The following is a 12,803-nucleotide window of genomic DNA, read 5'->3' as shown; positions in this document are numbered from 1 at the left end:
AGAGAGTTTTATTGACTTTTTTTCCGCATCTTTAATCATGTTAATATGCCCGGTGGCCATTGTGGAGAGGCAATACCCGTTCCCATCCCGAACACGGAAGTCAAGCTCTCTTACGCCGATGATACTGTCTTTTGACGGGAAAGTAGGTAGCTGCCGGGCTTTTTTATTTAAAAAGGCTGCCTTAAGGCAGCCTTTTTAAATAAAACGAGTTCTAGGGGACATAGCAAGTTTGCACGGGCGGTTCTTAGCGCTATAGAATGTTTACCCTGCAAACTTGGTAAGTGAGCAGCTATGCTGCGAACGACGGTAGCCTGCCGGGCTTTTTTTATCCTAAACGGCTTTGCGGCCGTTTAAAATAAAAAATTGTCCAAAGAAACCTATCAGTTTGCCGCCATTCGTTTGCAAAAATAAATAGCCTTATCTTGCGGACTTGCTTAGTGAGCAGCTATGGCAAACGGCCTTAGTTGGGACAGAAGACCAACACCGGGCGACTCGAGGGGACCTATCAGTTTGCCCATAAACGATGTCAAACTTACATTCCTTTTCACAGGCAAACTGTTGTTAAAGCGCGCCAGCGGTTTATACGGTAGCTGCCCGGCCTTTGCCGGGTGCATGCAGGACGCTGCCGATAGTGTAGCCTTGCTTTCATATTATAGTGCCGTAGGTTCGCGCTGAAGGCTGTTCAATTTGGCCTTTAATCGGTAAAATAACAGTGATGAAAATCGGACTTGTGCTTGAAGGTGGCGGTATGCGCGGCATGTATACTGCCGGCGTATTGGATGTGATGCTTGAAAATGAAATTAAAGTCGATGCGATTATGGGAGCTTCCGCCGGGGCGGTTTTCGGATGTAACTATAAATCAAGGCAGATCGGCCGCACTATCCGCTATAACAAAAGATTCTGCCGCGATCCAAGATATTCCGGTATAAGGTCGTTTATAAAAACCGGCGATTTTTTCGGCGCAAAATTTTGTTATGACGATATTCCGAACAAACTTGATATTTTTGATGCAAGGACCTTTAATTCCACTCCTGAAAAATTTTATGCGGTATGCACTGATGTTCTGACGGGTAAACCCGTATACCGCGAACTTTCTTCCGGCGACGGCAACGACCTTACGTGGCTTAGAGCTTCGGCATCTATGCCGCTTGTTTCACATATTGTTGAAGCGGACGGATATAAACTTCTCGACGGCGGAATGGCGGATTCTATTCCTATTGAAAAACTTATGAGAATGGGATATGAAAAAAATATTGTCGTATTGACGCAGCCTCAAGGCTATCGAAAAAAGCCGGCCAAATTACTGCCTTTGATCAAAATCGTTTACGCAAAATATCCTTCCGTAATAAAAGCTATGGCGGAGCGTCATACGGTTTATAATGAAGAGCTTGATTTTGTGAAGAAGCAGGAAGAAGGGGGAAACGCTTTTGTTTTTGCGCCGAGCCGCCTTTTAAAGGTTAAAAGGACGGAACACGATCCCAAAGTTCTTCAAAGCATGTATGATTTGGGAAGAGAAGACGCTTCGGCGCGGCTGGATTTTCTTAAATTTTTTGTGTCAAACGAAGACTTTCCGCCGGCGCAAAACCGCGAAAGGCAGCCGGCGTATGAATAAAATTTCCGATGAGACAAAAAAACTTCTCCTTTATTTGGCGGACAAATATGAAACTCCGGAGTTCTCATCGGGAGATCCGAGCCTTTTTTTGCGCCGTTATAATGCGACGGCCGATATTGAAATCTGCTCGTTCATCGCATCGCTTTTTGCATTCGGTCAGCGACGGCAATTTTTAAAAAAGATTGATGAAGTGCTCGCTTATTCCGGCGATTCCTTTGCCGATTGGTTAAAGGACGGCAGCTGGAAAAACGATTTTCCTTCAGGAACTAAAAAATATTACCGCTTTTATTCCTACGACGACGTTAGGGACGTATTTAACGTTCTGCAAAAAATTTTATCCGAATACGGCACTTTAGGCGGCTGTGTCCGCAGGGAATATGAAAAAAACAAGGCTCTGGCGAATGCTGTCGACGATTTTTCACCCGTTCGGATTTTTTCAGAACTTTTTAAGAATTGCCGTATGGTTTCGCATACAAAACAATCCGCCAATAAACGGCTGCACATGTTTTTGCGGTGGATGGTTCGAAAGAATTCTCCCGTGGACGTAGGTTTATGGGATTGGTACCCTGCCGAGAAATTGATCATCCCGCTGGACACGCATGTATTACAGCAGGCAAAGAAACTTCATTTGGTACCTGAAAAAAGCGCCGCTTCCGCTAAAACCGCATTTGAATTGACGGAAATTTTAAAACAGGTATGGCCTGACGATCCATGCCGAGGGGACTTTGCGCTGTTCGGTATGGGAGTAGATGAAGGTTTAAAAGCCGCCGCTAAATAGGCGCGGCGTCTTTTAATTTCGAGTTTCCCCTCGGAAAACTCGCTTATCAACTGTGCGCAATATGCGCACGAATGCGTCATCCTCGAAAGCTGGAGGCTTTCTGCGGCGACGCATTTTAAGGAAGGTTTAAAAGCATCGCGCCAATAGTGCGATGCTTTTAACATCGAGTTTTCTTCGAAAACTCGTTTATCAACTGTGCGCTCATGCGCACGAAAACGGCATTCTCGGAAATTGAAATTTCCTCGCATGCCGTTTTTTAAGGAATGTTTAAAAGCCGCTGCTAAATAGGCGCGGCGCTTTTAACATCGAGTTTTCTTCGAAAACTCGTTTATCAACTGTGCGCAAGATGCGCACGAATGCGTCGTCCTCGAAAGCTGAAGGCTTTCTGCGGTGACGCATTTTAAGGAAGGTTTAAAAGCCGCCGCTAAATAGGCGCCGTTTAACGCGACTGCGATATCTCAGCGGTAGAAGTTAAACCATGATATTTTCAAAACTCGAAATTCGGCCGAAAACAATTTAAAATTTTTTGTTTTTTTGACTGTTTCTATTTACAAGAACAACGGTTTTTGTTATAGTGTATCTATAAATAGAAACACGGCGCCGCAAAAATGTCTGAATCAGTGAGGTCTTTAGGCATAATGACGATCGGCGAAAATCTTGTTGGAGGTAAAAATATGAACAAAAACGACATCCCGTACAAAATTTATCTTTCGGAAAATGAAATGCCTAAAGATTGGTATAACGTCCGTGCGGATATGAAAAAAAAGCCCGCTCCGCTTCTTAATCCTAAAACACACGCCGCTCTCAAATATGAAGATTTGCGGCCGGTTTTTTGCGACGAACTTGTAAAACAGGAACTAAATGACGACGATCGTCTTATTCCCATACCGAAAGCGATACTTGATTTTTATAGAATGTATAGACCGTCGCCGCTTGTTCGCGCCTATTGCCTTGAAAAAAAATTAGATACTCCGGCGCATATTTATTATAAGTTTGAAGGGAACAATACTAGCGGAAGTCACAAGCTCAATTCCGCGATTGCGCAGGCATATTATGCAAAGGAACAGGGGTTAAAAGGCGTTACTACGGAAACGGGAGCGGGGCAATGGGGTACGGCTCTTTCAATGGCTTGCGCTTATTTCGGCATTGACTGTAAGGTTTTTATGGTTAAGTGTTCCTATGAGCAAAAACCATTTAGAAGGGAAGTCATGCGTACTTACGGCGCTTCCGTTACTCCGTCTCCGTCGATGACAACCGATATAGGCAAGAAAATCAATGCGGAATTTCCGGGAACGTCGGGAAGCCTCGGCTGCGCTATTTCGGAAGCCGTAGAATGTGCCACAAAATCGCCCGGTTATCGCTATGTGCTTGGCAGCGTTTTGAATATGGTGCTGCTCCATCAGAGCATAATCGGGCTTGAAACTAAGAGCGCCCTCGATAAGTACTGTATAGTTCCCGACATAATTATAGGCTGCGCCGGCGGAGGTTCCAATTTGGGAGGACTTATTTCACCCTTTATGGGAGAAGTCCTCAGCGGTGAAAAAAACTATAAGTTCATCGCTGTGGAACCGGCTTCATGTCCGAGTTTTACGCGCGGAAAATTTGTGTATGACTTTTGCGACACGGGACATGTTTGCCCGCTTGCAAAGATGTATACTTTGGGTTCGGAATTTATCCCTTCCGCAAGTCATGCAGGCGGTCTTCGCTATCACGGAATGAGCCCTGTGCTTTCGGAATTATATGACGAAGGGCTTTTGGAGGCCAGAGCCGTCAAGCAGACTTCGGTGTTTGAAGCCGCTACGGAATTTGCCCGTGTGGAAGGAATTTTACCGGCGCCCGAAAGCAGCCATGCGATAAAGGTTGCAATAGACGAAGCTTTAAAATGTAAAGAAACCGGAGAGGCAAAAAACATAGTGTTCGGTTTGACCGGAACAGGCTATTTTGATATGAAGGCTTATGAAAACTTTAATGACGGTAAAATGAGCGATTATATTCCGAGCGATGAAGATTTGAAGCGCGGCTTCGACGCTCTGCCGAAATTTTAAAAAGCTCGTGCAGAAGATCTGGTGCTGCCGGCGCTTATGTCGCCGGCCGTTTTTTCAAAGGTGCTTTTATTTTTTTTCCATGAGTTCCGCATATTTTTTTGCGATGCGCCGGGATTTTTCCGCCGCAAGGCCCCGGTACCGCGCCGGATCCGAAAAAAAACCTTCCGCGTCCGGAATACCGAGCTTTTTAAGCCGAGCCGTGATCATTTTAAACGCTTCGGTATGAGTTTTTAGAACTTCAAAAAAAGTTTTACCTGATTTTTCAGCTTCAAGCGTTATTTTACGGATCACTTCATGAGCGTCATTTATTCCCTCTTCTCCCAAAAGAATGTATGCCGGTTCCGCAAGAACGCCGCCTTTTACTTTTCCGCCGGAGTCTGAAAGATTTTTTTCCATATTTTTCCGGTCGGCCTGCAACCCCGAAACGATTTTTTTCATTCTGGAAACGGCCATAGTAAAGCCTGTTATGTAGTCTGTGATAAAACGCTGACTTGCGGAATTGGTGAGGTCCCTCTGGTGTTCCGAAATTTGATCCATGTAAAATGTCAGCACACGGGGCGACATCGCCTTCCAAAGAGACTTTACGTGTTCGCTGTTCCACGGATTGCGCTTTTGCGGCATTGTGGAAGATCCCACCTGTGTGGAACTGAAATATTCAAACACTTCGCCTATTTCCGAGCGCTGCAAATTACGAAGGTCGTCCGCCAAATTGGCTATAATGCCGAAGGCGACGTTGCACTCAAGCAAAAGCCGCAAAAGATATTCCGGCTCTACGAGTTGGTTTGAATATTCGCTTGCTTCAAGGCCTAAAAATTTCAGATAGAGTTTTTCAAATTCTTCAGGATCTTTAACAATCATGCTCATTCCGTTATAAGCCCCTACGGGACCTGAGAGTTTACCTTTAAGCCTGTTTGAAAGAGCTTCAAGCTCTATTATGGATTTTCCCAGCCGGCTTACGAATTCTGCAACAGTCCAGCCGAAAGTGATAGGAACCGCATGCTGCCCGTGAGTGCGGCCTACTTGCGGAGTTTCCGCCTCTCTTTCGGCTATGGAGCACAAGTGCCCCTCGAGTTCTTTTAACTCCGGAAGCACGACTTTTTGAACGACTTCTTTTATGCGCATTGAAAGCGCCGTGTCAAGGATATCCACGCTGGTCGCTCCCAAGTGGACTAGGGGAGCTATATTGGGCGGAACCTTTGTCTTCATCACGTTAACTAGGGCGCGTATATTATGCTGAGTTTTTTCTTCTTCTTTATAAACTTCCTCAGGATCTATCTGCGAGGCGGTTTTATCCAACAGAGCTTCGATTTGAGGGGTAAGCTCTCCGCGCACAGAGAGATGTGTCTTTACCAAGGCCGCTTCGGCTCTTGCGCATGAGCGAATCGCCGCCGATTCCGAAATACAGCCGGAAAGCTCGTTGAAGACGGAAGATTCGGATAATGAATAGCGATGATCGATGCATGAAAGATTATCAAAAATGTTACGTGTTTCCATGAATAAAATTATGTGATAAAGGTGTAAAATAATCAATCGGTACGGCGGACGGTAGAAGATATAATGAAGATTTTATAAATAAAACAGCTTGAATTGAAAAATTATGGAGTATTAAGACGCGGGTTATGCACTCCAATGCAATCGAAAGCACACAACCCGCATTGGGTAAGGTTTATCAGCTGTTGTACGCTTTCAGCATCCACGCCAATTTTTGATATTCTTTTGTGTAGCCGTTAAACATATCGGCCGTAACGCCGTCGCCTTCTTTTTCGGCGATTTCTACGATTTCTTTAGAATCTTTGATCCAATAGTCGGTGTCGGAAACGAGAGCGCGGATCGTCTGTTCGGTAGACTTCGGCCCGTCCTCCAATTCTTTGATCGTCGCCATGGCCAGAGCTTCTTTCATATTGGAAACGGGGTTTCCGCCGAGTGCGAGAATGCGTTCCGCAACTTCATCGAGGATGTCGCTTGTTTCATCGTAAAGCTCTTCAAGTTTTGCATGAAGGGTAAAAAACGAGTTGCCCTTTAAGTTCCAATGCAGGTTATGTTTTTTTACATAATCGATCATCTGATTAGCAAGATACAGATTTAATTTTGTTTCCAATTCTTTTGTCATATCAATCTCCTATCAAAAATGTTATATTTCCGTGCAATTTCAAAAAATTGCAATATGTCAGTCATATTTAAAATAATAAAAAAAATACCGATCGTCAACAATAAAATCCGTTATGCGCATGCTGCGGAGACCTTCATAGACCGCCGGAGTATCGGAGCGGCCTTTTGGCATTTTATGCCGGTTTTGCAAACACGAGTATGATAAGCTTTCCGCCCGATCGGCAAACCGGGCGTTTAGTGAGCGCCGTTTACGCATCTGTAGTTCTGTTTAATATCGCATACTGTTTGGGCGACAGCGGCACGCAAAAATATTATGGCGTTTTGTTCGATTTTAGCGTATAATTAATAGGTCAACAAAATGACAAATTTGAAGCTATACTTTTAGGAGGAATTATGAAAAGGATTGCCGCCTTTATTTCGGTAGTGTTTATTGTAGGTATGGTATTTGCTAATGGAGCATCAGATTCGGGTGGAAAGCCTCTAGAATTGATTGTCGCTCATAATCAGACATCGCTTGAAAATCCCTATGCTTATGCAATTATTAAATTCAAAGAAGTCGCGGAAGCGGAATCGGGCGGAAAAATCAAAGTCGTATGTCATCACGGTACGATGGGTGAAAATGAAAACGAATTGGTAGAAAAACTTGATATGGGAGCGCTTCAGTTTTGTGTCGCTTCTCCGGGATTTATGGCTGCGATCGGCGTTCCTGAGGTAAATATTTTTGCGCTTCCGTATTTGTTTGACAGTTTTGCCCATTGGGAAAAATGTCTTGACGGAGAATTCGGCACGGCTTTAAAGGATGTTGTCTTGAAAAAAACAAATAACCGTTACCGCATTATGGGCTATTGGACGGCTTCGGTCCGCGATTATTACGGTAAAAAGCCGATAAAAAAGCCTGCCGATCTCAAAGGTATGACAATACGTACGCAAAATTCGCAGGTCCAGCTCAATTTCTGGAAAGGCTGCGGTGCCATTCCGACGAGCGTAGCATGGGGAGAACTGTATCAGGCGCTCCAACAGGGGGTTGTGGATTCTGCGGAAAATGATTATACCAATTTCATGCTTAAAGAGCATCATAAAACTCCTAACGGAAAATACGTTTGTGAAACACACCATGATTTTACGACGCGTTTATTTCTTACGAACGGAAATTTTTATGACAAACTTACGCCAGAACAAAAAAAATGGATAGATAAAGCCGCTGCCGCTGCGACGGCTGAAGACCGCAAAGTTACATACGGTATGTTTGATTCTTCAAAAGCAAAAGTTATCGCCGACGGCGCTATTGTAACAGATTTTAAAGATATGGATATTGCCGCCTTCAAAGCGATTGCCGTTCCTGTTCAGGATAAATTTGCAAAAGACAACGACATGACGAAGTACATAGATATGGTACGCAGCGCCAAATAATTTTAGTCCGCCGCCATCCGTGGCGGTACTTAAACTCCGAGTTCTCTTTCGAAAACTCATTTTATCAGCTTTGCGCAAAATGCGCATGAAATGCGGCACTCTTGAAGGCCGAAGGTTTTCGGAGTGATGCAGTTTATAAAATTTTAGGAAATTATATGAGAAAAATTATTGCCGGTATGCAAAAGATTCAAATCCTCATAGGAGGGCTTTTCCTTTTGCTTTTTCTTATTACCGTGGTAGTGCAGATGTTTACGCGATATGTTGGAATCATTGCTACGTGGACGGAAGATGTCGAAATGTATTCTTTTATTTGGGCTGTATTTATGGGCGCCAGCGCCATGGTATATGAAAAAAAACATTTCACTTTTACGGCTTTGAATGACTCTTTAAAAAATCCGCAATCGGTAAAAAAATTGTCCATCATTATTTCCGGTATCATGATGATATTCTGCATTTTAATGGCGTATTACGGTACTCAACTGACAAAGCAGTTTTGGAATTATACGTGGGTTAATATTCCGGAATTCAAACGCGGCGTTACGTGGATTTGCGTTCCTATTGCGGGAATTACATCTTCAATCTATCTGCTGGACAGTATCGTTTCGGATTGTGTTTCATTGGCAAATTATAAAAAGGGAGCAAAATGATGGCAGCGTTGTTGGTAGTATTATTTATTGTGCTGATAGCTATAGGCGTTCCGATTTCGTTTTCTTTGGGCGTCGTTTCGTTTGCGGGAATTTTTGCTCTGCCTCAAATTCCTAATGCCGTTGTGTTCAGCAAGATGTTCAACGGCCTTAACAGTTTTACATTGCTTGCGGTTCCGCTTTTTATCCTTGCCGCAAACCTTATGAATGAAGGGGCAATTACCGATAAGCTCATAGATTGTTGCACCGCACTTGTCGGTCGTTTTCGCGGCGGACTTGCATATGCAAATATCCTAGTTTCGATGATATTTGCGGGAATTTCCGGCTCTTCGCAGGCTGATACTGCCGGTGTAGGAAAAGTATTTATTCCTGCTATGGACAAACAGGGATACGATATGGAAACTACTGTGGGTGTTACAGCAACGTCGTCAACGCTCGGTTCGATTATTCCACCGAGTATCATCATGGTAGTTTACGCCGGCGTTGCAAACGTAAGTACCGGTGCTTTATTTATGACGGGAGTTGTTCCGGGGATTTTACTCGGACTTGCAATGATGCTGGTTGTAAAGTTTTATTCAAAGAAAAAGAATTTCCCTATCGGCGAAAAAGTTCCCCTAATGGCCGCTCTTAAACAAACTGCGATTTCTTTACCGGCGCTTTTTACACCTATTCTTTTGATCGGAGGAATCGTGTGCGGTTGGTTTACCCCGACGGAGTCTGCCGCATTTGCTTGTATGTACGCTCTCGTCATCGGCATTTTCTTTTATAAATCGATTAAACTTTCTCGGCTTCCTCATATTCTTATCGAAACGATGAAACTTTCTTCTCTTTCCCTTTTTGCCCTTGCCTGTGCAAATGCGCTCGGCGAACTGTTAAGCTATTACCAGCTTAATATGATTATCCGTAACTTTTTTGTTGCGCTTCCCGGCGGGAAAATATTCTTTCTCTTTGTCGTGATCGTTTTTTTTATGTTTGTAGGCACATTTATGGACGCGGTTCCGGCAGAAATTTTATTTGTCCCGATTATCTTGCCTGCTGCCGTCAGTTTAGGGATCAGCCCGATAATGCTCGGCTTGATCACGGTTTGTACTCTTTCTCTCGGACTGGTGACGCCGCCGTACGGTCTGTGCTTGCTTTTGGCTTCTTCGATAGGAAATCTCAGCATTGAAAGATCTTTTAGAGGCTGTCTGCCGTACTTTGTTTCATCGCTTGTGATTCTGGTGCTGCTGGCGCTGTTTCCGAATTTTTGGCTGATGATTCCTGCGTCATTATTTCCCAATTTGTTTTAAAAGCAATAATACGCCGTTTTGTAATATAATGCGAAACGGCGTAGATAGCGATTTTTGCCCGCTTGAGTATCGCAGAAGCAGTTTACTATGTATTGGCTTTCGCCGGATCTTCCATTTCTTGCCGAATAAATCTTGATATTTCCGACTGGTTGTACATAATATTTACTTTGCCCATTCCAAATGAATAAGAATTGTTATCCGCATATTTTAAAATCTTATTTTTGCAAACGCAGGTACAATAAGCGGTTCACCCGGTTAAAAAAATAGTTCAAACTAATACAAATTCAATCATTATATTTCTTGCTTTATGGAAATTTGTGGTGTAAACTGATACATATATAGTATTTTAGGAGGTTGAAATGAAAGGTTTTGCAATGTTGGGTATCGGTAAAACAGGCTGGATTACAAAGAAAGATCCCGAATGCGGTCCTCTTGACGCAATCGTAAAGCCTATTGCCGTTTCTCCGTGCACTTCCGATATTCACACTGTTTGGGAAGGCGCACTGGGCGAAAGAAAGGATATGATCCTCGGGCATGAAGCCGTAGGAGAAATTGTCGAAGTAGGTAACCTTGTAAAGACCCTTAAACGCGGCGACAGGGTTCTTGTTCCTGCTATTACGCCTAACTGGGGATCTTTGGAAGCTCAGGGCGGATATTCCATGCATTCAGGCGGAATGCTTGCTGGTTGGAAATTTTCGAATTTTAAAGACGGCGTTTTCGGTGAATTGTTCCACGTAAACGAAGCTGATGCGAACTTGGGACTTTTGCCTGACGGTCTTGATCCTGCTCCGGCTGTAATGTTAAGCGATATGGTTCCGACTGGATTCCACGGAGCCGAACTTGCCGATGTTCAATACGGAGATAAAGTTTGCGTAGTCGGAATAGGACCTGTAGGTCTTATGTCTGTTGCCGCCGCAACTCTCAGAGGCGCTTCACATCTGTTTGCCGTAGGCTCACGTCCCGATTGCTGCAAACTCGCAAAAGAATACGGAGCGACGGATATCATTAACTATAAGGAAGGCGATATCGTTCAGCAGGTTATGGACAAGACGCACGGAAAAGGCGTTGACAAAGTGATTATAGCCGGCGGAGATTGCGACACTTTCGATCAGGCTATAAAGATGGTAAAACCGGGCGGAAGAATCGGAAACGTAAACTATCTCGGTTCCGGAGAATTTGTAAGGTTCTCAAGAGTTCAGAGCGGATGCGGAATGGGACACAAAACTATAGTCGGCGGACTTATGCCCGGCGGACGGCTTAGAGTCGAAAAACTTTCTTCCCTCATGGTAACAGGACGTCTGGATTGTTCAAAGATGCTCACTCATAAATTTAAGGGCTTCGAACACATTGAAGATGCTCTTATGCTTATGAAGGATAAACCGAAAGATCTTATAAAACCGGTTGTCGTTATCTAAATAAATTAAGGAATAAATTAATATAAGGCAAACAAATGCGGGGCTGTTCCGGAAGTTATTCAAAGCTTCACGAAGGACAGCCCTTTTTTATGTGCTCATTTTCAGAGATGTTTAGAGGAAGCCGAATTCGTTTGTTTTCCGGTTCCTGACGGTTTCGAAAAGTGCGGTTTACGGCAAACGGCGATTGTGATAAATTTCAGGCGGCAAACGTTACGAAATTTATAAGGCAATACCGGTGAATGCTCATATTGTGCCATCCTTATCCCCGTATATAACGTCCATCGCATATATTATTTCATTTTTTATCTTTATCATAATCACGGACAATTGATTTTTTGTACAGTATTCCTCTCTAAAAAAAACATCGCAAATACATCTAAGAAAAAGCTGGGGCTGTCCAAAAACTTCAGTTTTTGGACAGTTTCCTTAATTTGGGATGCGACGTTTTAAATTAAGTCATTACGATACAAAGACTTAATTTAAAACTCGACGGGATGGCGAAAAAGTAACAAACTTTTGAGACATCCCCAATTTCCCAATAGAGTGTTTTAAAAACGGCCGGATTTTTAGAAGCGCTCGGCAGGCATAGCATATCGACTTTGTGGAGGAAAAATGACATACGGTTATATCAGAGTAAGCACGGATAAGCAAACGGTTGAAAACCAAAAATTCGAAATCAGCAACTTTTGCAAACGGGAAAATCTTAGCATCGACGGCTGGATTGAAGAGACCATCAGCGGCAGCAAAAACTACGATAAGCGCAAGCTAGGCGAGCTTTTGAAATAGAAAAGAATTGTTGAGATGTAAGGTTAATTGCCGCCGTAATGCGTATACTGCAAATTGGAGGTCATCTATGATATACGCATATTTGCGGGTTAGTACCGAAAAACAAACGCTGGAAAATCAACGGTTTGAGGTATGCCGTTGGGCTGAAGAACGGCACATTACTATTGCTGAGTTTGTCGAAGAGGTCATGTCAGGAGGAATTTCTATTGGACATCGTAAGCTCGGCGCTTTAAGTGAACGGTTACATGCAAATGATTTACTTATTGTACCGGAACTTTCCCGGCTAGGCAGAAGTCTTTTAAATGTCATGAGTTTTTTGAATGCTTGTATCGAAAAACATGTCCGTATTTTTTCAATTAAAGAAAACTTTGAATTTGCAGATAACATCAACTCAAAGGTTCTTGCTTTTGCATTCTCGCTTGCAGCAGAGATTGAACGGCAACTTATTAGTCAGCGTACAAAAGAGGCCCTTGCTTTACGGAAAACACAAGGTGTCGTATTGGGAAGGCCTAAGGGGCGGAAAAACTCATTGTTGAAATTAAGTGGAAAAGAGCAGGAGATCGAAGCATTGCTCAATAAAAGAATTTCAAAAGCCGCCATCGGAAGGATTTTTGACGTACATCGTATAACAGTTGATAAGTTTATCAAAGAGCGTATTAAAAATCCAATAACATCGAAATAGGTCGAATGCTGATATTTTAGAGCTGCCATTTTC

General features: G+C 43.4%; 11 protein-coding genes and 1 rRNA gene. 10 read left to right on the top strand and 2 right to left on the bottom strand.

The features are described 5' to 3' along the window. Window positions 1-48: 48 nt before the first annotated feature. The 4 genes from rrf to HRI96_RS09570 all read left to right on the top strand — a co-directional run bounded on the left by rrf (window position 49) and on the right by HRI96_RS09570 (window position 4,435). Window positions 49-159, top strand: a 5S ribosomal RNA gene (gene rrf / locus HRI96_RS09585). A gap of 556 nt (window positions 160-715) precedes the next feature. Continuing rightward, window positions 716-1,612, top strand: coding sequence for a patatin-like phospholipase family protein (locus tag HRI96_RS09580; RefSeq protein WP_210117142.1), 897 nt, complete (start codon window positions 716-718; stop codon window positions 1,610-1,612). Further along, window positions 1,605-2,390, top strand: a complete 786-nt coding sequence (locus tag HRI96_RS09575) for a TIGR02757 family protein (protein WP_210117141.1) — start codon at window positions 1,605-1,607, stop codon at window positions 2,388-2,390. The genes HRI96_RS09580 and HRI96_RS09575 overlap by 8 nt, the downstream gene beginning before the upstream one ends. A gap of 674 nt (window positions 2,391-3,064) precedes the next feature. Continuing rightward, the gene (locus tag HRI96_RS09570) at window positions 3,065-4,435 is read left to right on the top strand and encodes a TrpB-like pyridoxal phosphate-dependent enzyme (protein ID WP_210118686.1); all 1,371 of its coding nucleotides are present in this window, start codon (window positions 3,065-3,067) and stop codon (window positions 4,433-4,435) included. Window positions 4,436-4,501: 66 nt separating this feature from the next. On the opposite strand, the gene HRI96_RS09565 is transcribed toward HRI96_RS09570, so the two are convergent. Continuing rightward, entirely contained in the window at window positions 4,502-5,929 is a 1,428-nt protein-coding gene (locus tag HRI96_RS09565) for a lyase family protein (protein ID WP_210117140.1), read from the bottom strand. Between the two features lie 175 nt (window positions 5,930-6,104). Further along, window positions 6,105-6,545 carry a Dps family protein gene (locus HRI96_RS09560; RefSeq protein ID WP_210117139.1) on the bottom strand — a complete coding sequence of 147 codons (441 nt, stop codon included), beginning with the start codon at window positions 6,543-6,545 and terminating at the stop codon, window positions 6,105-6,107. A 392-nt stretch (window positions 6,546-6,937) separates the two neighbouring features. Between HRI96_RS09560 and HRI96_RS09555 the strand changes: the two genes are divergently transcribed. The 6 genes from HRI96_RS09555 (at window position 6,938) to HRI96_RS09530 (ending at window position 12,770) form a co-directional block, all read left to right on the top strand. Then, window positions 6,938-7,954, top strand: a complete 1,017-nt coding sequence (locus HRI96_RS09555; RefSeq protein ID WP_256729212.1) for a TRAP transporter substrate-binding protein — start codon at window positions 6,938-6,940, stop codon at window positions 7,952-7,954. 155 nt (window positions 7,955-8,109) lie between these two features. Next, complete coding sequence (locus tag HRI96_RS09550) at window positions 8,110-8,601, top strand: TRAP transporter small permease (protein WP_210117138.1); 492 nt, start codon at window positions 8,110-8,112, stop codon at window positions 8,599-8,601. Beyond that, window positions 8,598-9,887 (top strand): TRAP transporter large permease, encoded by a 1,290-nt coding sequence (locus HRI96_RS09545; RefSeq protein WP_256729211.1) that lies wholly within the window; start codon window positions 8,598-8,600, stop codon window positions 9,885-9,887. The genes HRI96_RS09550 and HRI96_RS09545 overlap by 4 nt, the downstream gene beginning before the upstream one ends. A 359-nt stretch (window positions 9,888-10,246) precedes the next feature. Then, window positions 10,247-11,302: an NAD(P)-dependent alcohol dehydrogenase gene (locus HRI96_RS09540; protein WP_210117137.1), complete on the top strand. Its 1,056-nt coding sequence runs from the start codon at window positions 10,247-10,249 to the stop codon at window positions 11,300-11,302. Between the two features lie 612 nt (window positions 11,303-11,914). Continuing rightward, complete coding sequence (locus HRI96_RS09535) at window positions 11,915-12,088, top strand: recombinase family protein (RefSeq protein WP_430741163.1); 174 nt, start codon at window positions 11,915-11,917, stop codon at window positions 12,086-12,088. A 67-nt stretch (window positions 12,089-12,155) separates the two neighbouring features. Beyond that, complete coding sequence (locus HRI96_RS09530; RefSeq protein ID WP_210117136.1) at window positions 12,156-12,770, top strand: master DNA invertase Mpi family serine-type recombinase; 615 nt, start codon at window positions 12,156-12,158, stop codon at window positions 12,768-12,770. The last annotated feature ends 33 nt before the right edge of the window (window positions 12,771-12,803 follow it).

The sequence above is a fragment of the Treponema parvum genome, from assembly GCF_017893945.1.
GTDB classification, from domain to species: domain Bacteria; phylum Spirochaetota; class Spirochaetia; order Treponematales; family Treponemataceae; genus Treponema_D; species Treponema_D parvum_A.
Note: the sequence above shows the minus strand (reverse complement) of the source record. Positions and strands in the feature narration are given on the sequence as shown.